The sequence below is a fragment of the Streptomyces sp. NBC_00250 genome, from assembly GCF_036192275.1.
GTDB lineage: Bacteria > Actinomycetota > Actinomycetes > Streptomycetales > Streptomycetaceae > Streptomyces.
Map to the genome: position 1 here is coordinate 6645323 of NZ_CP108088.1, position 20461 is coordinate 6665783.

The window sequence follows — 20461 nt, forward strand, 5'->3', positions numbered from 1 at the left end:
ACCGTGGAGAGGGGCGGCGGGGCATGGGGTGGACGGTCCTCTACATCGCGTTCGGCGTGGTCGCGCTGTGGCTGCTGGGGGAGGTGCTCCTCCAGTACAAGGCACGACTGCGCTGGCGGGTTCTCGCCTTCTGCGGCTTCCTCGGCGTGGTCTTCGGCGTACTGCTGCCCTCGGTGGCGGTGATCATCGCCGGGGCGGTCGCCTTCGCCGTCGGCCAGACCTATGTGACGCTCTCCTTCCGCCGTGGCTTCTCCACCGGCTGGGCGATCGGCGGCAGCCCGGGCGCGAGCCGGCGCCGCAGGTCGGGTGCTCCGGTGCAGGCCGGACCCACGCTGGAGGTCACCGAGCTCTCGTACGAGGCCGAGGACGCCCCGTACTCGGTGCAGGACGGGCCGGAGGGGGCCGACGCTCCGTCCGCCGCCGAGACCACCGCGGTCTACGAGCCCCTGCCGATGCCCGAGGACACCGGCCAGTACGGGGTCTACAACCTGGGCCAGGACACGGGCCAGGGTGCCTCCCAGACCCCCGGCACCGGCTATGACACGGGTTACCAGACGGGGTACGACCCCTACGCGCCCGCGTACGAGCAGCAGCAGCCGGCCTACGACTACGGTCAGGCCGCCGGGCAGCAGCAGTACGCCGCCTACTCCGACCCGTACATCGGCCCGGGTACGGACGGCCAGCAGTACGGCTCCTACTACGGCGACCCGTACGCCCCCTCGTACAGCTACGACACGCCGCCCGGCGGGGTCTGGGTCCCGCAGCAGCGCGACACCGATCAGGCGCCCCAGCCGCAGCAGCAGGGACCGGGCCAGTACGGCTACGAGCCGCACCCGGACGACCAGCAGCAGTACCGGTACTGAATGACCGTGGGGCCCCGCCGAGTTCGGCGGGGCCCCACGCGTCTACCGGGAGCCGCGGAAGTCCGCGCCCTCCACGATGAATCCCGCCACCAGCGCGCCCGACATGCCCGCGTGGGCGAGCCCGCCGCCCGGGTGGGACCAGCCGCCCGCGAACCAGAGGCCCGGCAGCGGGGACCGGTTGTCGGCCGGAAGCAGGTGCCCGCCGGCCCCCGCGAGCGCCGGACCCGGCACCTCGGCGGTGCCCGTGTCCCGCCGTACGTCCTCCGGGGTGCGGACGTGCTGCCACAACAGCCGCTCCCGGAGCCCCGGGACCGCGCGCCCGGCCGCCTCGACCATCCGCCCGGCGAAGGCCTCCCACGCGGCCGCGTCCCGGTCCGGGGACGTGTGGACGGTCGCCGTGACCGTCACCGACTCGTGGTCCGCGTCCGGGCGCAGCGCCGGGTCGTCCGGGCGCAGGACCGTCACCGTCGGCCGGTCGCCGTCCGCGTGCACGACCGTGCGGTGGACCGCCTCCGGCTCCCGGGGCCCGCGCAGGGCCAGACAGACCGTCACCCGGCTCGTCCGGGCGGCCTGGTACAGCGGCCAGTCGTCGCCGTGACCCCACTCGACGACGTGCTCGTGGTAGAGGGCGGGCACCGGGGCCCCCGAGACGACCTGGTCGGCCTCGACGGTCTCGCCCCCGGCCAGCCGGACACCCACCGCCCGGCCGTCCTTCTCCAGGACGTCCTCGACGGCCGCGTCGAAGACGAACTCGACCCGCCGCTTCCGGCACCGCTCGTACACCGCGTCGGCGAGCGCCCGCAGGCCCCCGCCCACGTACCAGCTGCCGAAGGTCTGCTCCATGTACGGCAGGACGGCGGCCGAGGCCGGGGCGGTGGCCGGGTCGAAGCCGTACGTCCACGCGTACGCGTCGAGGAGGGCGGCGAGCCGGGGGTCGCGCAGCTCACGCGCCCCGATCTGCGCGAGCGTCGTCGTCGGGCGCCGCAACAGGCCCGCCTTCAGGGCCGGGTACGGCTCACGGGCCAGCGGCGAACGGTCGGCCGGCTGCGGCTCCTCCAGGAGCGGGCGGCGGGTGCGGTCCCAGGCCTCGCGGGCCCGCACCAGGAAGTCGCCCCAGCGCTCGCCCGCACCCGCGCCGAGCGCCGCGTCCAGGGCGGCGACCGTGCCGGCCCGGGACGCGTTCGGCAGGTCCACGCGGGCGTTGTCGGCGAAGACATGACGGCTCGCCGGGTCGACCTGCGTCAGCGAGACGCAGTCCTCCAGGGGCTCCTTGCCGGTCTTCACGAACAGGTCCCGGTACACGGCGGGCAGGTGCAGCAGCCCGGGGCCCGTGTCGAACGCGAACCCGTCGCGCGCGAACCGGCCGACCGCGCCGCCGTACGTCGCCCCCCGCTCGTACACCGTCACCCGGTGGCCCGCCACGGCCAGCCGGGCCGCCGCCGCCATGGCGCCGAGTCCCGCGCCGATCACCACAATCCGTGCCATGTCAGCGACTTTATCCGGCGCCTCGGACAGTCCCGAACGGGCTCAGAAGTGTTCCGAGCCGTCGTCGGACGGCGGCCGGGCCCGTGTGCGGGCCTCCACGTCGGCGAGCTGTCTCTCCTCGCGCCGTTGCGACCTGCGGCGCAGGAAGCGGCGGATCCGCTGGGCGAGGAAGACCAGTATCACCAGGCCGAGGGCGAGCAGGACGGCCGCGATGCTCGCCGCCGCCAGCGGATGGAAGATCGCGAAGGTGACGATCGCCGCCACCCCGAGATCCTCCGCCAGACTCAGCGCGACGTTGGAGAACGGCTCCGGTGAGGAGTTGACCGCCATCCTCGTCCCGGCCTTGACGAAATGACTCAGCAGGGCCGTCGAACCGCCCACCGCGCCCGCCGCAAGCTCCGGCAGCGAACCGTTCTGCCCGGCGAGCAGGGCTCCGACCACGGCCCCCGCGATCGGCCGGATCACCGTGTGGACGGAATCCCATATCGAGTCGACGTACGGGATCTTGTCCGCCACCGCCTCACAGAGGAAGAGCACGCCGGCGGCGACGAGGACATCGGTGCGCTGCAAGGACTCGGGCACCTCGTCGGTGAGCCCGGTCGCGCCGAAGATGCCGAACAGCAGGACCACCGCGTACGCGTTGATCCCGCTCGCCCAGCCGCTGGTGAACACCAGGGGGAGTACGGACACGCCCGCGATCGTAACCAGGACTGAGTACCCGTACCTAGGGGTCGAGATGAGTAGGTGCGCGGATGGGCGCGGGACCCCCGGAGCGGAAGAGTGGAGTCCACGGAAGGGGCGCGGCTCCGGGCACCGCCGGCACGGGGCTGCGGAACCGGGGCCGCGCGCCTGCCGCTACGGGGCACGGGGGTGTCACGGGGGTGTGCGGCGGAAGGCCGGTGCGACGGGGCTCGGGGGGATCGAGCCTCGCCGCACCGGCCTTTCGTCGTCCTCTTGGCGTCCTCCACGCGGGCGCGTGGTCAGCGGCCGCCCACCCGGCCGTGCAGCAGCCGGGACAGCGCCGCGTGCACGTCGTCGAGCGAACGCTCGCTCTGGAAGGCCTGCCAGTCCAGCGCCGCCACGAGCACCATCCCGACGAGCGCCGCCGCCGTCAGCTGGACGTCGATCTCCTCGCTCAGCTCACCGGCCGCGACGGCCTCGCGCAGCACCCCCTCGACCACGGCCACGGCTTCCTGCCGGACCACCAGGAGGGTCGAGTTCCACGCCCGGTTGGTGCGCCACAGCTCGGCCACGTACAGCTGGGTGAAGGCCGGGTAGCGGTCGATGAAGACGAGGCCCGCCCGGATCATCGCGTCCAGCGCGTCGACCCGGCTCCCGCCGCGCTTGGCGGTCTCCTCGGCCGCCGTCCGCAGCGAGGCCGTGAGCAGCGACACCCCATGGCGCAGCAGCTCCTCGAAGAGCTCGGTCTTGCTCTTGAAGTTGTAGTAGACCGTGCCCTTGGCCACGCCGGCCCGCTCGGCGATCTCGTCCACCGTGGTCGCGGAGAAGCCCTGCTCCGCGATGAGGGTGACGGCCGCCTCGTAGAGCTTCGCGCGCGTGGCCTGGCGTCGGGTGCTGCTGCTGTCCATGGGGTCGATTCTCACAGGTGTCGCGGGGGTCACAGACCCCGTCTCACAGGCTCAGTTCGGGGTGGAGCCGGTCGAGCGTCCAGACCTGCTTCTTACGGGCGGACACGGCGGTCAGGGCCAGGGCGCCCAGGGTGAACGCGGTCAGGACCGCGCAGGCCTGCCAGACGGGCCCGATACCGCCGCCCGTGATCAGCCGGCGCAGCGCCTCGACCACGTAGCTCATCGGCAGGTAGGGGTGGACGGCGTTGAAGAAGCCCGGACTGGTCTGTACGGGGTACGTGCCGCCCGCCGAGGTCAGCTGGAGCATCAGGACCGCGAGGACCAGGATCCGGCCGGCCGCGCCGAAGCGGGCGTTGAGCCACTGGATGATCGCGGCGAAGCAGCAGGTGACCAGGGCGAGGAAGCCGACCGTGCCGGCCGCCCGGTCCATCTGGAGACCGAGGCCCCAGTGCAGGACCGACATGAGCGCCCCGACCTGGAGGATGCCGATCGCCGCCACCGGCAGCCAGCCGGCGAGCGCGATCCGCCAGGCGGAGCCGCCGGCGGCCAGGGCGCGCCGGTTGAGCGGCTGGATGATCATGTACGCCACCATCGCGCCGACCCACAGGGAGAGCGGGATGAAGTACGGGGCGAAACCGGTGCCGTAGTTCGGCGCCTTGTGCAGGGACTGGGAGGCCAGCTGCACGGGATCGGCCATGACCTCCGTACGCCGGTCACGGTCCTGCTCGTCGTAGTCGGGGATCCGGTCGACCCCGTCCTTCAGGCCGGTGGCGAGGGTGCCCGAGCCGTCGGCCAGCTTGAACAGGCCGCCGTCGAGGTCGCCCGCGCCCTTCTTGAGCTTGCCCACGCCGGTGTCGAGGTTGACGGAGCCGGCCTTGGCGTCGGTGATGCCGGTGTGCAGTCTGTCGGCGCCCGCAGCGACCTTCTTCGCGCCCGCGTTGAGCTCGTTGATCTTCCGGATGGCGTCCTCGACGTCCTCGTCGAGGTGGGGGGCGCGGCGGGCCAGTTCGTCGGCCTGCTGCGTGAGCTTCACGAGCCGCGCGTCGAGGGTCTTGAGGTCGCCCTTGCTGTCCTTGGTCAGCTCGTGGACGTCGTCCGCGATCGTGGCGACGTCCCCGGCCGTGACGGAGGCCTTCTTGAGCGTGGCGCAGATGGTGGGGAACTCGGCGGCGGCCTCCGGCTTCGCCACGCACTCGTCCTGGTGGGCCTTGGCCAGCTCGTCGTCGGCCACGTGCGCCGCGCTACGGATCCCCGGGGCGCGCTTCACCAGGACGTCGAGGTTGTGGCGGACCGCGGTGGCGGAGTCCGAGACGAGCCGGGCGGTGTCGCGGATCGACTTGCCGTTGTTCGCCAGATAGGGGCGGACCTTGTCTGCGTTGCCGTTCACCTTGTCGGCGAGGGACTGCGTGCCGTCGGCGACCTTGCGGGAGCCGCTCTCCAGGTCCTTGGCGCCCTTGTCGAGCTTGTTCAGGCCGGCGGCCAGGTCGCCACTGCCGGTCTTGGCGTCCTTGAGGCCCTTCGCCAGGTCCTTCGAGCCCTTCTTCGCCTTGTCCACACCCTGCTTGAGGTCGCCCGCGCCCTTGGCGGCCTTCGCGGTGGCGTCGTGGATGTCGGAGAAGGAGATGAAGATCTTGTCGAGGAAGGTGCGGGAGGACTTGGTGGAGGCCGCGGTGCGGACCTCGGAGAACACCGTCCGGGAGATCTGGCCGACGATGTAGTTGTTGGCGTCGTTCGTCCGCACCCGGAGGGCGCCGGTCTCGGGCGCGTCGCCGGAACTGGAGGCGATGCGCGAGCTGAAGTCGCCGGGCATGGTCAGGGACAGGTAGTACGTGCCGTCCTCGACGCCCTTGCGCGCCTCGGCGTCGCTCACCCGGTGCCAGGCGAAGGTGTTGCTCTCCAGGAGCCCCTTGGTGATGTCGTCACCGGCGTTGATCTTCTTGCCGTCGGTGGTGGCGCCCCGGTCCTCGTTGACGAGGGCGACGGGGATCTTGTCGAGCCTGCTGTACGGGTCCCAGAACGAGTACAGGTACAGGGCGCCGTACAGCAGGGGCAGCAGCAGGATCGCGACGAGCGCGGCGCGCGGCAGCTTTCCCCTGCCGAAGCGCTTCAGCTCAAGCGCGGCCAGTTTCGGCGAGCGCATCGGCCGCCCCCTCCTCGGTCGTGTCTTCGGCGGACTCTTCGGTGACGTCGCCGTCGGCCTTGGTGTCGTTGTCCTCGGCGTCGGCGTCGGCGTCTTCTGCGGCTGCGGCTCCGGACTGGGTCTCGGCTCCGGCTCCGGTCTCGGCCCCGGCCCCGGCCTCGGTTCGGGACTCCGCCTCGGCCTCGGCCTCGGTCTCGGTTCCGGCCTCGGTCTTGTCGGCCGTGGTGTCGGCGAGCGTGGTGATCCGCAGTGCGTTCTCCGGGGCCTCGCTGCAGACCGCGAGGACGGTGGTCCCGGAATCCGCCACCGAGCGCAGCAGCGCCCAGGCCTCGGCGCGGTCGGCGTCCGAGAGCTTCAGGTCCGTGTCGTCCACGGCGAGCAGCCGGGGACGGCCGATCAGGGCCAGGGCGATCGAGAGCCGCAGCGCTTCGAGCCGCTCCAGATCCCGTACGGAGGTCCGCTCGCCCTTCGGCAGGGCGGCGAGGTCGAGCCCCGCGGCCGCCAGGGCCTCGTCGATCCGGGCCTTGGCCGACGCCTTGCGTTCGGCCGGGCGCCGCAGCAGGGCCCGGACGGTGCCGTCGAAACGGCGCTGGAGCAGGGCCCGCTCGTTCAGGTGCTCGGCCACCGTGAAGGCGGGGTCGAGCTCGCTGACGCCGGGGACCTGCCCGAGGGCGGTGATCCGGCGCACCGCCGACATCTTCCGGGGCAGCGGCAGGCCGCCGACCTCGGCCGTGCCCTCCTTGGCCTTCATCCGGCCGGTGAGCGCGAGCAGCAGGCAGGTGCGGCCCGAGCCCGAGGGCCCCTCGATCGCCACCAGCGAGCCCGGCTCGGCCCGGAACGAGACCGCCCGGAAAGCCCAGCCGCGCGGTCCCTTCAGTCCGAATCCGTCCGCGACGACGGCGGCGCCGCGCGGCCGCTCATCGGCTTCCGCTCCCACGGGTCCACCCCCCGATTCCCCTTTTTGAACTGACTGGTCAGTGCAAAAGTTACCCCCGAGTGGGGTTTTCAGGCAAAACCCCAGGTCAGCGGGATTGTCAGTGGGGCCGGGCACGATGGACACATACGGCCACGAAGCCGTCACGCGACGACAGGAGGACTCGTCATGGCAAGCCCTTCCGCAGCAGCCGCGCCTCGCCGACGCCCCGCCCCCGTGCAGGCGGGACCCGCGTCCGACATCCACCCCGTCCCGCGCCGCACCGCCGCCCCGCCGGCCGCCCTCGACCTCCTCGCCAAGGCCCGCGCCGGACTCGTCGAGGCCGCCGCGCTCGACCGCCCCCACGAGCGGTACGCGGCGGCCCACCTCGCCGCCCTGCGGGCCGCCGCCGCAGTGCTTGCCGCCCGGGCCAGGCCCGAGCCCGGCCCCCGCCGCAGGCAGCGGATAAGGAGCGCCTGGGAGCTCCTCGCCGAGCTGGCGCCCGAGCTGACCGAATGGAGCGCCCTCTTCGCCTCCGGCGCCCCGCGCAGGGCCCGCGCCGAGGCCGGGATCGCCGGCGCGGCGACCCGGCGCGAGGCCGACGACCTGCTCAGGGACTCCGCGCACTTCCTGCGCCTGGTCGAGCGGCTGCTCGCCCTCCAGCCGGTGCTGCCCCGCCAGCCCGGCGCGGACGAGGCCGGCGGATGATCCGAAAGGCGGGACCGAGGCCATAGGGTGGGGACGTCCGTACCCGTCACCGAGGAGTCAACAGCCGTGCCGGACCCTTCCCCTGTCTTCGGTCGAGAGGCGACGTCGCGCCCGTCGCGCGCCTCCCTGCGTACCGCCGTCGTCTGGGACGTCCTCAAGGACGCCCTCGACCGCCGGGTCGAGGCCACCGGGAAGGACAGCCTCGACGTCCTCGACACGGGCGGCGGCTCCGGGAACTTCGCGGTGCCGGTCGCCCGCCTCGGCCACCGGGTCACCGTCGTCGACCCCAGCCCCAACGCGCTCTTCGCGCTGGAGCGCCGGGCCGCCGAGGCCGGGGCCGCCGACCTCGTCACCGGCGTCCAGGGCGACATCAGCGGCCTCTTCGACGTCGTCGGCCGAGAGGGCTACGACGCGGTGCTCTGCCACGGGGTACTGGAGTACGTCGACGACCCCGCCGAGGGCGTACGGAACGCGGTCGCCGCGCTCCGGCCCGCCGGCAGCCTCAGCCTGCTCGCCGCCGGACTCGGCGGCGCGGTCCTGGCCCGTGCCCTCGCCGGGCACTTCACCGAGGCCCGGCACGCGCTCTCCGACCCGGCGGGCCGCTGGGGCGCGGGCGACCCCGTACCCCGGCGCTTCACCACCGAGCAGCTCACCGAACTGGCCGACGCGGCCGGTCTCGAGGTCGGCGCCGTGCACGGCGTCCGGGTCTTCGCGGACCTCGTCCCCGGCGTCCTCGTCGACACCGAGCCCGGTGCCGCCGAAGCGCTGCTCAAGCTGGAAGCGGCGGCCGCCGAGCTGCCCTCCTTCCAGGCCATCGCCACCCAGCTGCACCTCCTGGGCGAGAAGCGCGCCTGAGTAGGACGGCCACCCGTTCGGCGGTGCGGGCGACGGCACCCCATGCAGTACGCCACAGCCCGCCCGGTATCGGCCTCCGCCCCGTATGATCGGGGGACAGCATCCGGCATGACGGAGGAGGGCCTGGGGAATCAACGCCTCAGCAACCGATCCGCATGGCGGCCCGGATTGGCTATTCGGCATTGTGGGCGGGTTTCACGGGGGCGATTCCCTGCCTATCCTGAAAGGGCCGCAAACCGGTCGCCCCCGCGACCGACGACTAGGAGGACTCCGTGCCGCTCTCGGAGCACGAGCAGCGAATGCTCGAGCAGATGGAGCGAGCGCTGTACGCCGAAGATCCCAAGTTCGCGACAGCGCTCGAGGGAAGCGGACTGCGTACGTACACCCGGCGACGGGTCTACCAGGCAGTCGCCGGCTTCCTGGTGGGTATCGCGCTCCTCATGGCCGGAATGGTCGCACAGCAGATCTGGATCAGCGTGGTGGGGTTCCTCGTCATGCTGGGCTGCGCGGTCCTGGCGGTCACCGGATGGCGCAAGGCGCCGAAGCCGGGTGAGCAGCAGCAGGCCACCAGGAGTGGGACGACGGCCGGTGGCCGTCAGACCCGGCAGCGACGCTCCATGATGAACCGGATGGAAGAGCGGTGGCAGCGCCGCCGCGACGAGCAGCAGGGCGGCGGCCACTGACGGCCCCCTGAGCGGCGGCCCCGCGACCCTATGTGACCGAGCCCTGTGCGGCCCGCGCGCCAGCGCCAGCCGCACGGGGCTTCGTCGTCCCCGCCCGCCGCTGTGCGCATCGGTTCCGCCGGGCCGGAAGCCCACCCCCATACGTGCTGCGGGTGGGCGCCGGCCCGGGCCCGGGCCCGATGGGGCGTGGGGCCGGGCCGGGCCGGGGGCTTTCGGGTCAGTTTGCTTCGCGGTGGGGTTTGCGGAGTGCGGTCGTCGCTCGGGACAGAAGGGCGTCACGGCGCGTCGACCACCTCGTCGTCGTTCGCGACCAGCCCGCCGCGGCCGACCAGCGCAGCCGGGCCGCCGAGCGGGGGGCCAGGAGAGCCCGGAGCCGGGCCCGGCGGTCCGCCGCGGCGTGGAAACCGGCCCGGATCCGGGCCGCCTCGTCCGCCAGGCCCGCAGTGGGCCGCGGGTTCGGGGCGTACAGCGCCTCCTCCACCGCCCGTGCCACCCGGTGCACCGAGTCCGCCGCCTCGCCGCCCAGTTCACCGACCCGGACGATCCGCGCCGCCGTCTTCCTCGGCGTCTGCGATTCGTCCGGCTCGACCCCGTAGTCCCAGGCGGTGTCGTTGATCTCCTGCCAGACCGCGAGCGTCCGTGCCGTCGTCTCCTCCGGGCCGCGGAGCCCGGCCGTGCCGAGCCGCCGCGCCCGTACCCGTGTCCGCCAGAGCAGCGGGAGGAACGGGAGGGCGAGGACGAGCAGTGCGCCCAGGACGATGAGGACCACCGTCAGGGGGTTCGCGCCGGAGCCGTCGGACGTCGTACCGCCCACCGCCTCCTCCGGGCCGCAGTCGCCGAGCCGGCGTTCCTGCGGGGTGCAGCTCTCCGAGGCGCTCGGGGCGGCGGAGGGCTGCGCCGAGGCGCTCTGCTGGGGCTGGGCGGGGTTGGTGGCCGTACCCGAGGGCGTGTTGCCCCGGGTGTACGCGGGGGTGGAGCCCCGCGAGGGGGTCGGCTCGAACCGGGTCCACCCGGCACCCTCGAAGTACAGCTCGGGCCACGCGTGCGCGTCCCGGATGCCGACCGAGACGGAGCCGTCGGTCTGTGTCGTGCCCGGCATGAAGCCCACGGCGACCCGGGCCGGGATGCCGAGGGAGCGGGCCATCGCCGCCATCGAGAAGGAGAAGTGGACGCAGAAGCCCTGCTTGTCCTTCAGGAAGCGGGAGATCGCCTGCACGCCGGTGCCGGACGTGACCTCGACGTCGTAGCGGAAGCCGCCGTCCCGGGCGAACCAGTCCTGGAGCTTGACCGCCCGCTCGTAGTCGTTGCGCGCGCCCTTGGTGACGTCGAGCGCGGTCGCCTTCACATCGGCCGGCAGCGAGGCCGGGACCTTGGTGTACTCGCGGCGTACGTTCTCCGGGGCGTTCCCGGCCGCGGCCAGCTGGGTGGACGTGGGCTGGACGTCCAGGCTGGAGACCGTGTAGCGGGCGCCCCGGGTGGTCTGCTTGTCGTCGCCGACGAGCATCCGGCCGGTCGGCTCGTACCGCCAGCGTCCGTCGATGTCGACGCGGCCGGCCGGGTACGGCATCGGCAGCCACTTCTGCTCGTAGCCGTCGGAGGCGACGAAGTTGCTGGTCACCTCGGTGATACGGACGGTCTGGGAGAGTCCGTCCGGCCAGGGCAGCTGCTTGGGGACGGCCTCGATCGGGCGGACCGAGGACTTCCACGAGGTGCCGTCGAACTGGTCGAGCGCGACGAGCCGCAGGTACATGTCGGAGTTGTCGCGGGCGTTGGTCCGGTAGCGCAGGACCTCCCGGTCCTCCGGCTGGCGCAGATTGTCCTGGAGGGAGACCAGCGGGTTCACGGCGGTGATCGTGCCGCCGCCCTTGCCGGTGCCGCCCGTCCCCTCGCCGTCGCCGCCGAAGAGACCGCCGGAGAAGCCGGGCAGTGCGAGCGGTACGACCATGGCGACGCCCATGGCCACGGCGCCGATCCGGCGGCCGGTGCGGGCCGGGGCGAAGGTCGTGCCGCCGCCCGCCGCGAGGGCGGTGCCGGGCCGGCCGGAGCGCTGGGTGCCGCCGAAGACCCGGCCCCACGCCGAGAGCCGGTCGCGGCTCTCGGCGAGGATCAGCAGCAGATAGCCGGTGCCCGCGAGCAGGAACCAGAGCCAGCCGGCGCCGCCGCCGGAGAGACCGGCCGCCACGGAGTACAGGGCGAGCAGCGGAAGCCCGGCCGGGGCCGCCTTGCGGAAGGTGACCGCGAGGGTGTCCACCATGAGGCCGATGGCGACGACGCCGCCGACCAGCATGAGCCGGATGCCCTCGGTGTCCGGGGCGGGGATCGCGTACCGGCTGACGTCCTCGGCGCCCGCCGTGAACAGTTCGACGGCGTGGGTGACGACCTGCGGGCCCGGCAGGAACCCGAGGATCGCCTGCTCGCGGGCGAAGATCACGGTCAGCGCGAGCAGCGCGACGGCGAACTGGGCGAGCAGGGTCAGCGGCCGGGCCAGCGGTGCCCGCCGGGCCAGCGTGCCCACCCCGCTCACCAGGGCGAGGACGAAGGCCGCCGTGAAGATCCAGGTCGCCGGTTTCACCAGGGGGAGCAGTGCTCCGGACGCCATCAGGGTGGCGCCCCAGGCGGCCAGGGTCAGCCGTGTGCGCCCGCTCATGACCATCCTCCGTAGGTGTCGGCGGCGGACTCCGCGCGGACTCCGGCCGCCTGCTGCCACAGGTCGGCGAGCTTGGCCGAGGGGGCGACGGGCAGCGCCGTCCAGCCCGCCTCGCGCAGCTGCCGTACCCGTTCGTCGACTGCCCCGGCGACCGCGCCGCCGGTCAGCCAGGTCCCGGAGTCCAGGACGAAGGCGACGGCCGCGCCGGCCCGGCCCCGCATCCGGGCGGTGAGGGCCGCCTGCTCCTCGTCGAGGTCGCCGACGAAGGCGATGAGCAGCCCTTCGTCGCCGCCGCGCAGCATGTCGGAGGCACGGGAGAGACCGCCGCCCTCGGAGTGGTCGACGACCGCGAGGGTGTCCATCATCAGACCGGCCGACTCGGCCGAGTCCTGGGCCGAGCCGACGAAGCCCTCGGCGCCCTCGCCGGGCACCGCGCTGCCGGTGTCGGTGACCAGCCGGACCGCGTAGCCGCGCTCCAGCATGTGGATCAGGGCGGAGGCGGCGCCGGAGACCGCCCACTCGAAGGCGGAGTCGGGGCCGGAGCCCTGGTAGGCGATCCGGCGGGTGTCGAGGAGGACGGTGCAGCGGGCCCGCTGCGGCTGCTCCTCGCGGCGGACCATCAGCTCGCCGTAGCGGGCGGTGGAGCGCCAGTGCACCCGGCGCAGGTCGTCGCCGTGCCGGTAGGCGCGCGGGATGATGTCGTCGTCGCCGGCGAGGGCGAGCGAGCGCTGCTGTCCGTCGCCGTACCCCGAGGCCTCGCCGAAGAGCTTCACCGGAGGCAGCGCCTCGGTCCTCGGAATGACGGTGAGGGTGTCGTACGCGCTGAAGGAGCGGGTCAGCTCGCACATCCCGAAGGGGTCGTTGAGCCGCAGCTGGAGCGGGCCGAGCGGGAAGCGGCCGCGCAGGTCGGAGCGGACCCGGTAGGACACCTCGCGCCGCCCGCCGGCCTCGACCCGGTCGAGGACGAAGCGGGGGCGGGGCCCCAGCATGTACGGCACGTGGTCCTGCAGCATCAGCAGCCCGGTGGGGAGCTTGGAGACGTTCTCCATCCGCAGCTGGACCCGGGCCTCGGCGCCCGCTTCCACCCGCTGGGGGGAGAGCCGGCGGGAGGCCGCGACCCGGTAGCGGGTGCGGTGCAGCACGAGGACGCAGATCACCGGCAGCGTGGCGAGCAGCAGTCCGACGCGCAGCAGATCGGCCTGGCCGAGGACGTACGCGCAGACGGCGGCGGCCACCCCGGCGGCGAGGAAGGAACGGCCACGGGTGGTGAGACCGCCGAAGGCGGCCCGCAGACCGCCCCGGTCGTCGTCGTCACCCCGCTGTCCGTCCGGCACGGCAGCGGTAGTCATCACAGCCGCCGGGCGCCGGGCTGCTGGCCGTAGAGCGGTCCGGCGGGCGGGGCCGCGGCCGGGACGGGGGTGCGCTGCAGGATGTCCTGTACGACCTGCTCGGCGGTCCGGCGGTTCAGCTGGGCCTGCGCCGTCGGCAGCAGCCGGTGGGCGAGGACGGGCGCGGCGAGGGCCTGGAGGTCGTCGGGCAGCACGTACTCGCGGCCGCTGAGCGCGGCGGAGGCCTTGGCGGCCCGCAGCAGGTGGAGCGTGGCCCGCGGGGAGGCGCCGAGCCGGAGGTCGGCGTGGGTGCGGGTGGCGGAGACGATCTCGACCGCGTAGCGGCGTACGGCGTCGGCGACGTGGACCGTGCGCACGGCCTCGATCAGCTTGATGATGTCGTGGGCGTGGGCGACCGGCTGGAGGTCGTCCAGCGGGGAGACCGAGCCGTGCACGTCGAGCATCTGGAGCTCTGCCTCGGCGCTCGGGTAGCCGATGGAGACGCGGGCCATGAAGCGGTCGCGCTGGGCCTCGGGCAGCGGGTAGGTGCCCTCCATCTCGACCGGGTTCTGCGTGGCGACGACCATGAACGGGCTGGGCAGCTCGTAGGTCTGGCCGTCGACGGTGACCTGACGCTCCTCCATGGACTCCAGGAGCGCGGACTGGGTCTTCGGCGAGGCGCGGTTGATCTCGTCGCCGATCACGATCTGCGCGAAGATCGCGCCCGGCTTGAACTCGAAGTCCCGGCGCTGCTGGTCGAAGATCGACACGCCCGTGACGTCCGAGGGCAGCAGGTCGGGAGTGAACTGGATACGGCGCACCGAACAGTCGATGGACCGGGCCAGCGTCTTGGCCAGCATGGTCTTGCCGACGCCGGGGACATCCTCGATGAGGAGATGTCCCTCGGCGAGCAGCACGGTCAGCGAAAGCCGTACGACCTCGGGCTTGCCCTCGATCACACTCTCCACCGATCTGCGGACTCTCTCCACAGTGGTGGTCAGATCAGTGAGGCTCGCTCGATCGTCATAGGTCGTCACCCGGCCCTCCTCGGCCTTCCGGAACACGGACACCTGCCCCCGTGGGATCTTCGGGGGGTGTCGCATCCGAGCATTCTTGTTCGCATGGCCGGGTCGTGTCACTTGCCTGCTGACAAGTGCGAGGGAAATGCCGGGCTTTGGGTGTTTAAGCCGGGTCGGTAGCGGGGTCGATCTCGCGCAGCAGGCCGGTGGTCACGTCGAAGACGAAGCCCCGGACGTCGTCGGCGTGCAGCAGGAAGGGGGAGGTCCGCACCCGCTGCATCGACTGCCGTACGTCCTGGTCGACGTCGCGGAAGGCCTCGACCGCCCACGCCGGGCGCTGGCCGACCTCGTCCTCCAGCTCGTGCCGGAAGTCCTCGGTCAGCGATTCCAGGCCACAGCCGGTGTGGTGCACCAGCATCACGCTGCGGGTGCCGAGGGCGCGCTGGCTGATGGTGAGCGACCGGATCACGTCGTCGGTGACCACGCCGCCCGCGTTGCGGATGGTGTGGCAGTCACCGAGCTGGAGACCGAGTGCCGAGTGGAGGTCGAGACGGGCGTCCATGCAGGCGACGACGGCGACGCGCAACACGGGCCGCGCGTCCATTCCCGGGTCGGCGAAATCGGCGGCGTAACGTGCGTTGGCCTCGACGAGACGGTCGGTGACCGTGCCGCCGGTGCGTATGACGTCGGCAGAGGGGTGCGCGGAGGTCGACATGGTTCCGACGTTAACGGGCACATGCCTTCCGGGCCTGCTGTGAGAGGGGACAAAGAACCTCAATGAGCCTTGTTGTGAGCTAACCCACAGGCCTGGGGACCCCGCCCCGAACGGGTGACCCGTCCGGAATGTCCGGCAGGGCGTCCGGCGCCGTGCGACGCGCCAGCCGGTTGATTGACCGGCGGGTCCCGTGGACTAAAGTGACGCGAAGTTCACGGAGACAACGAGCGACTTTCCGCGGTTTCTCCCCCCGTGTGTGCGGCGGTACCTACGGCTCGGCCTTCTTACCCGCTCGCCCGTACCTCCGCGCCGGATCTGAGAGGGCGCATTGAGCAACGACCGACACGTCCCGGTCATGCTCCAGCGGTGCCTGGACATGTTGGCCCCCGCCCTGGAGCGCCCCGGCGCGGTCGTCGTCGACTGCACCCTGGGCCTCGGCGGCCACAGCGAGGCACTCCTGAAGCGGTTCCCCGAGGCGCGGCTCGTCGCCCTCGACCGTGACAAGGAGGCCCTGCGGCTCTCCGGCGAGCGGCTCGCCCCGTACGGGGAGCGCGCCACCCTCGTCCACGCGGTGTACGACGAGCTGCCCGAGGTCCTCGACCGGCTCGGCCTCCCCACGGTCGACGGCGTCCTCTTCGACCTGGGCGTCTCCTCCATGCAGCTGGACGAGGCCGACCGCGGCTTCGCGTACGCGCAGGACGCCCCGCTCGACATGCGCATGGACCAGACGACCGGCATCAGCGCGGCCGAGGTCCTCAACACCTACGCGCCCGGTGAGCTGGTCCGCATCCTCCGCGCGTACGGCGAGGAGAAGCAGGCCAAGCGGATCGTCTCCGCGATCGTGCGCGAGCGCGACAAGGAGCCCTTCAGCAACAGCGCGCGGCTCGTCGAGCTCATCCGCGACGCCCTGCCGCAGGCCGCCAAGCGGACCGGCGGCAACCCGGCCAAGCGCACCTTCCAGGCCCTGCGCATCGAGGTCAACCGCGAGCTCGACAGCGTCGAGAAGGCGATCCCGGCGGCCGTGAAGGCCCTCGCCGTCGGCGGACGGGTCGCGGTCCTCTCGTACCAGTCCCTGGAGGACCGCATCGTCAAGCAGGTCTTCGCGGCCGGCGCGGCCACCACCGCCCCGCCCGGCCTGCCGGTCGTCCCCGAGAAGTACCAGCCCCGCCTGAAGCTCCTCACCCGCGGCGCCGAGCTGCCCACCGAGGAGGAGGTCGCCGAGAACCGGCGCGCCGCCCCGGCCCGGCTCCGGGGCGCCGAGCGGATCCGGGAAGACGTCCTGTGAGCACGGCGAAGGGGCCGCTCAAAGGGCGGGCCGCGCGGCTCGGACGGCTGATGCCGTCGGGGCCCAGCTCGGCCGCCCGCACCCCCTTCGTCCTGCTGGTCGTCGTCCTGCTCGGCGGCGGTCTGATCAGCCTCCTCCTGCTGAACTCGGCCCTCAACCAGGGCTCCTTCCAGCTCAACGAGCTCAAGGACAGGACCACCGAGCTCACCGACGAGGAGCAGGCGCTCCAGCGGGACGTCGACGACTACGCGGCCCCCGACGCCCTGGAGCGGCGGGCCCGCGAGCTCGGCATGGTCCCCGGCGGCAGCCCGGCCTTCCTGGGCCCGGACGGCAAGGTGCTCGGCGAGCCCTCGGAGGCGGTCGCCCCGAAGCCCACCCCGACGCCGAGCCGGAAGCCCACGCCGCCCGCCGCCACCGGCACCCCGAAGCCGGGGACGACCACCGGCGCGGGCACCACCGCTCCCGCACAGACAGCGCCCGCACACGCACCCGCACCGCCACCCACCCCGACGAACTCCGGCAGGTGACCCGCAAGTGCCCCCCAAGGAGCCCCCGCGCCGCCGCGTCCCCGGACCCGCCAGGCCCGCACGCCCCCGGCCCGCCTCCGCCGGGGCCCGCACGTCCCGTCCCGCCCCGCGCCCGGCCGCGAAGCGGACCGCGCCCAGGCCGCCGGCCCGGCAGCCCCGCACCATCCGGCTCGGCAGCCCCCGGCCCCGGCTGCGCCTGGTCTCGCTCGGTCTGACCCTGGTCATGGTGGCCTTCGTGGTGCGGCTGCTCCAGGTCCAGGCCGTCGACGCCAGCGCGTACGCGGCCAAGGCCGACAAGTACCGCTTCCAGGAGTACACGCTCTCCGCGGAGCGGGGCGAGATCACCGACCGCAACGGCATCGCGCTCGCCGCCAGCGTCGACGCGTACGACATCACGGCCGACCCCCAGCTCTTCACGCCCGAGGAGGCCAAGGTCCCCGACGCGCCCGAGCAGGCCGCCGCCCTCCTCGCCCCGCTCCTCGGCAAGGAGCCCGCGGAGCTCGCGAAGAAGCTCCGTACCCCCAAGTCCCGGTACACGCTCCTCGCCCGCAAGCAGACCCCGCAGGTCTGGAACCAGATCAAGGACCTCCGGCGGGTCTACGGGCAGAAGGCCCAGCGCTCCGCCGGCGGCAACGGCGTCAACCTCCTCGGCGGCATCCTCAGCGAGCCCAGCACCAAGCGCGTGTACCCGAACGGCGAGCTCGCCGCCGGGATACTGGGCTACGTCAACGCCGAGGGCAAGGGTGCCGGCGGCGTGGAGTCCATGCTCGACCCGGCGCTCGCCGGCCAGGACGGCAAGATCCGCTTCACCCAGTCCGGCGGCCGTCAGGTGCCCACCGCGGGCTCCCAGGGCACCCCCGCCGTCCCCGGCTCCGACGTCGAGCTGACCATCGACCGGGACATCCAGTGGGCCGCCCAGCAGGCCATCACCGAGCAGGTGAAGAAGTCCAAGGCCGACCGGGGCTACGTCGTCGTGCAGAACACGAGGACCGGCGAGGTCCTCGCCATGGCCAACGCCCCCGGCTTCGACCCCAACGACCTCTCCGCCGCCAACGCCGCCGCCATGGGCAACGCGGCCCTCCAGGACGCCTACGAGCCCGGCTCCACCAGCAAGGTCATGTCCATGGCCGCCGTCCTTGAGGAGGGCAAGGCGACCCCCGACACCCATGTCACCGTCCCCAACCGGCTCCACCGCGGCGACCGGCTCTTCCAGGACGACATCGACCACAAGACCTGGCACCTGACCCTCAACGGCGTCCTCGCCAAGTCCAGCAACATCGGCACCATCCTCGCCACCGGCCAGCTCGGTGCCACCCAGGCCGAAGCGAACAAGGTCCTCCACGGCTATCTGCGCAAGTTCGGCATGGGCAGCCCCACCGGCGTGAACTTCCCCGGCGAGACCCCCGGCATCCTCGCCAAGCCGGAGGACTGGTCCACCTCGCAGCAGTACACGATCCCCTTCGGCCAGGGCCTCTCCGTCAGCGCCCTGCAGGCCGCCTCCGTCTACTCGACCATCGCCAACGGAGGCGTACGCGTCGAGCCGACCCTGGTCCGCGGCACCAAGGGCCCGGACGGGCGCTTCACCCAGGCCCCCACGCCCAAGGAGTCCCGGGTCGTCAGCGACAAGACCGCCAAGACCCTCGCCCAGATGCTGGAGTCCGTCGTCGACGACCGGGAAGGCACCGGCAACAAGGCCGCCATCCCCGGCTACCGCGTCGCCGGCAAGACCGGCACCGCCAACCGCGTCGACCCCGAGCTCGGCCGCTACAAGGGCTACACCGCCTCCTTCGCCGGATTCGCCCCCGCCGACGAACCGGAGGTCACCGTCTACTGCGCCATCCAGAACCCCACCAAGGGCAGCTACTTCGGCGGCCAGATCTGCGGCCCCATCTACAAGAAGGTCATGGAGTTCGCCCTCAAGACCCTCCACGTCGCCCCCACGGGCAGCGCGCCCGCCCGACTGCCGGTCTTCGCCGACGGCACCCCGTGACCCTCCGGGAGCACCAGTGACAACGATCACCCCCCATTCCGGGAACCGGAAATCGAACTCCGGCGACGCCCCGGGCTCTTTTGGCCCCCCAGAGGGTGCGCCCGGTACGCTCACCGCCGTGCCACACGCTGATCAGTACCGAAACGCCCCGCCCCGGCCGGAGCAGGCCCGCCCCACACCCCTGGGCGACCTGGCCGCGCAGCTGGGGGTCGGCATCCCCGACACCCCGCAGCCCGCCGAGATCTCGGGCATCACCCACGACTCCCGGGCCGTGCGCCCCGGCGACGTGTACGCGGCCCTGCCCGGCGCCCGCCTCCACGGCGCCGACTTCGTCGCCCAGGCCGCCGGACTCGGCGCCGCCGCCATCCTCACCGACCCGACGGGGGCCGAGCGCGCCGCCGCCACCGGCCTGCCGGTCCTGGTCGTCGAGAACCCGCGCGGCCGGATGGGCGAACTCGCCGCCGAGATCTACGGACGGCCCGGCGCCGACCTCCTCCAGATCGGCATCACCGGCACCTCCGGCAAGACCACCACCGCCTACCTCGTCGAGGGCGGACTGCGCGGCGCCGGACACCGCACCGGGCTCGTCGGCACCGTGGAGATGCGGATCGGCGACGAGCGCATCAAGTCGGAGCGCACCACCCCGGAGGCCACCGACCTCCAGGCGCTCTTCGCCGTCATGCGCGAGCGCGGCGTCGACGCCGTCGCCATGGAGGTGTCCAGCCACGCCCTCGTGCTCGGCCGGGTCGACGGCTGCGTCTTCGACGTCGCCGTCTTCAACAACCTCAGCCCGGAGCACATGGAGTTCCACTCCGACATGGACGACTACTTCCGGGCGAAGGCCGGGCTCTTCACGCCCGAGCGCAGCCGCCTGGGCGTGGTCAACCTCGACGACGCGTACGGCCGCCGGCTGGTCGGGGAGGCGACCGTCCCGGTCGTCACCTTCTCCGCCGAGGGCCGCGCCGACGCCGACTGGCGCGCCGAGGACCTCGTCCTCGGCTCCCACGACTCGACGTTCACCGCCGTCGGTCCCGAGGGTGAGCGGATTCCGGCCACCGCCCCGCTGCCCGGACCGTTCAACGTCGCCAACACCCTCGCCGCGATCGCCACCCTCGCCGCCGCGGGCATCGACCCGAAGAGCGCCGCCGAGGGCATCGCCGCCGTCCCCGGCGTACCGGGCCGTCTGGAGCGGGTCGACGCCGGACAGCCGTACCTCGCCGTCGTCGACTACGCGCACAAGACGGACGCCGTCGAATCGGTCCTGCGCTCCCTGCGCGAGGTCACCGAGGGCAAGCTGCACGTGGTCATCGGCTGCGGCGGCGACCGGGACACCACCAAGCGCGGCCCGATGGGCGCCGCCGCGGCCCGGCTCGCCGACACCGCCGTCCTGACCTCGGACAACCCCCGCTCCGAGGACCCGCTCAAGATCCTCACCGCCATGCTCGCGGGCGCCGCCGAGGTGCCCGCGGAGGAACGCGGCGAGGTGCTCGTCCTCGCCGACCGCGCCGCGGCCGTCGCGGCCGCCGTGGCCCGCGCACAGCCGGGGGACACCGTCCTCGTCGCGGGCAAGGGCCACGAGCAGGGCCAGGAGATCGCCGGGGTCGTACGCCCCTTCGATGACCGCCAGGTCCTGCGCGAGGCCATCGCCGACCGCTCGCCCACCCAGGCTTCCGCGCCGAGCGGAACAGACAGCCACCAGAACAGTCAGGGATGA

The 20461-nt window shown here is 73.1% G+C and carries 17 protein-coding genes; 8 read left to right on the plus strand and 9 right to left on the minus strand.

Features of this window, described 5'->3' with window-relative positions; translation table 11 throughout:
* The first annotated feature begins 23 nt into the window (after nt 1-23).
* Nucleotides 24-863: a hypothetical protein gene (locus OG259_RS30100; protein ID WP_328945105.1), complete on the plus strand. Its 840-nt coding sequence runs from the start codon at nt 24-26 to the stop codon at nt 861-863.
* A gap of 42 nt (nt 864-905) precedes the next feature.
* Here the strand turns inward: OG259_RS30100 and OG259_RS30105 are convergent, their stop codons facing one another.
* The 5 genes from OG259_RS30105 to OG259_RS30125 form a co-directional block, all read right to left on the minus strand.
* A complete protein-coding gene (locus OG259_RS30105; protein ID WP_328945106.1) occupies nt 906-2348 on the minus strand; it encodes a phytoene desaturase family protein in 1443 nt (480 codons plus the stop codon).
* Between the two features lie 42 nt (nt 2349-2390).
* Complete coding sequence (locus OG259_RS30110) at nt 2391-3038, minus strand: DUF4126 domain-containing protein (RefSeq protein WP_328945107.1); 648 nt, start codon at nt 3036-3038, stop codon at nt 2391-2393.
* Nucleotides 3039-3328: 290 nt separating this feature from the next.
* The gene (locus OG259_RS30115) at nt 3329-3937 is read right to left on the minus strand and encodes a TetR/AcrR family transcriptional regulator (RefSeq protein WP_328945108.1); all 609 of its coding nucleotides are present in this window, start codon (nt 3935-3937) and stop codon (nt 3329-3331) included.
* A gap of 43 nt (nt 3938-3980) precedes the next feature.
* A complete protein-coding gene (locus OG259_RS30120) occupies nt 3981-6077 on the minus strand; it encodes a YhgE/Pip domain-containing protein (RefSeq protein WP_328945109.1) in 2097 nt (698 codons plus the stop codon).
* A complete protein-coding gene (locus tag OG259_RS30125; protein ID WP_328945110.1) occupies nt 6049-7014 on the minus strand; it encodes an ATP-binding cassette domain-containing protein in 966 nt (321 codons plus the stop codon). The genes OG259_RS30120 and OG259_RS30125 overlap by 29 nt, the downstream gene beginning before the upstream one ends.
* Before the next feature lie 165 nt (nt 7015-7179).
* Here OG259_RS30125 and OG259_RS30130 point away from each other — a divergent pair, with 165 nt between their 5' ends.
* From OG259_RS30130 to OG259_RS30140, 3 genes are all read left to right on the plus strand, one after another.
* Nucleotides 7180-7698, plus strand: coding sequence for an SAV_6107 family HEPN domain-containing protein (locus OG259_RS30130; RefSeq protein WP_328945111.1), 519 nt, complete (start codon nt 7180-7182; stop codon nt 7696-7698).
* A 66-nt stretch (nt 7699-7764) separates the two neighbouring features.
* A complete protein-coding gene (locus tag OG259_RS30135; RefSeq protein WP_328945112.1) occupies nt 7765-8553 on the plus strand; it encodes a class I SAM-dependent methyltransferase in 789 nt (262 codons plus the stop codon).
* Between the two features lie 272 nt (nt 8554-8825).
* Nucleotides 8826-9236 carry a DUF3040 domain-containing protein gene (locus tag OG259_RS30140; protein WP_266890881.1) on the plus strand — a complete coding sequence of 137 codons (411 nt, stop codon included), beginning with the start codon at nt 8826-8828 and terminating at the stop codon, nt 9234-9236.
* A gap of 217 nt (nt 9237-9453) precedes the next feature.
* Here OG259_RS30140 and OG259_RS30145 read toward each other — a convergent pair whose 3' ends face one another.
* The 4 genes from OG259_RS30145 to OG259_RS30160 all read right to left on the minus strand — a co-directional run bounded on the left by OG259_RS30145 (nt 9454) and on the right by OG259_RS30160 (nt 14945).
* On the minus strand, nt 9454-11883 hold the full coding sequence (locus OG259_RS30145; protein WP_328945113.1) for a transglutaminase TgpA family protein: 2430 nt from the start codon (nt 11881-11883) through the stop codon (nt 9454-9456).
* A complete protein-coding gene (locus OG259_RS30150; RefSeq protein WP_328945114.1) occupies nt 11880-13232 on the minus strand; it encodes a DUF58 domain-containing protein in 1353 nt (450 codons plus the stop codon). Before OG259_RS30150 ends, OG259_RS30145 begins: the two co-directional genes overlap by 4 nt.
* Nucleotides 13232-14248 (minus strand): AAA family ATPase, encoded by a 1017-nt coding sequence (locus tag OG259_RS30155; RefSeq protein WP_328945115.1) that lies wholly within the window; start codon nt 14246-14248, stop codon nt 13232-13234. Before OG259_RS30155 ends, OG259_RS30150 begins: the two co-directional genes overlap by 1 nt.
* Before the next feature lie 145 nt (nt 14249-14393).
* Complete coding sequence (locus tag OG259_RS30160) at nt 14394-14945, minus strand: beta-class carbonic anhydrase (RefSeq protein ID WP_328945116.1); 552 nt, start codon at nt 14943-14945, stop codon at nt 14394-14396.
* 328 nt (nt 14946-15273) lie between these two features.
* Between OG259_RS30160 and rsmH the strand changes: the two genes are divergently transcribed.
* Genes rsmH through OG259_RS30180 form a run of 4 tightly spaced genes read left to right on the plus strand, consistent with a single transcriptional unit; the run spans nt 15274 to nt 20461 of the window.
* A complete protein-coding gene (gene rsmH / locus OG259_RS30165) occupies nt 15274-16230 on the plus strand; it encodes a 16S rRNA (cytosine(1402)-N(4))-methyltransferase RsmH (protein ID WP_328945117.1) in 957 nt (318 codons plus the stop codon).
* Complete coding sequence (locus OG259_RS30170) at nt 16227-16757, plus strand: FtsB family cell division protein (RefSeq protein WP_328945118.1); 531 nt, start codon at nt 16227-16229, stop codon at nt 16755-16757. The genes rsmH and OG259_RS30170 overlap by 4 nt, the downstream gene beginning before the upstream one ends.
* Nucleotides 16758-16764: 7 nt before the next feature.
* A complete protein-coding gene (locus tag OG259_RS30175) occupies nt 16765-18747 on the plus strand; it encodes a peptidoglycan D,D-transpeptidase FtsI family protein (RefSeq protein ID WP_328945119.1) in 1983 nt (660 codons plus the stop codon).
* Nucleotides 18748-18763: 16 nt separating this feature from the next.
* A complete protein-coding gene (locus OG259_RS30180; protein ID WP_443052043.1) occupies nt 18764-20461 on the plus strand; it encodes a UDP-N-acetylmuramoyl-L-alanyl-D-glutamate--2,6-diaminopimelate ligase in 1698 nt (565 codons plus the stop codon).

Coding starts and splice junctions, on each gene's coding strand:
- OG259_RS30100 (WP_328945105.1), top strand. CDS start 24: ATGGGGTGGACGGTCCTCTACATCGCGTTCGGCGTGGTCGCGCTGTGG.
- OG259_RS30105 (WP_328945106.1), bottom strand. CDS start 2,348: ATGGCACGGATTGTGGTGATCGGCGCGGGACTCGGCGCCATGGCGGCG.
- OG259_RS30115 (WP_328945108.1), bottom strand. CDS start 3,937: ATGGACAGCAGCAGCACCCGACGCCAGGCCACGCGCGCGAAGCTCTAC.
- OG259_RS30120 (WP_328945109.1), bottom strand. CDS start 6,077: ATGCGCTCGCCGAAACTGGCCGCGCTTGAGCTGAAGCGCTTCGGCAGG.
- OG259_RS30130 (WP_328945111.1), top strand. CDS start 7,180: ATGGCAAGCCCTTCCGCAGCAGCCGCGCCTCGCCGACGCCCCGCCCCC.
- OG259_RS30145 (WP_328945113.1), bottom strand. CDS start 11,883: ATGAGCGGGCGCACACGGCTGACCCTGGCCGCCTGGGGCGCCACCCTG.
- OG259_RS30150 (WP_328945114.1), bottom strand. CDS start 13,232: ATGACTACCGCTGCCGTGCCGGACGGACAGCGGGGTGACGACGACGAC.
- OG259_RS30160 (WP_328945116.1), bottom strand. CDS start 14,945: ATGTCGACCTCCGCGCACCCCTCTGCCGACGTCATACGCACCGGCGGC.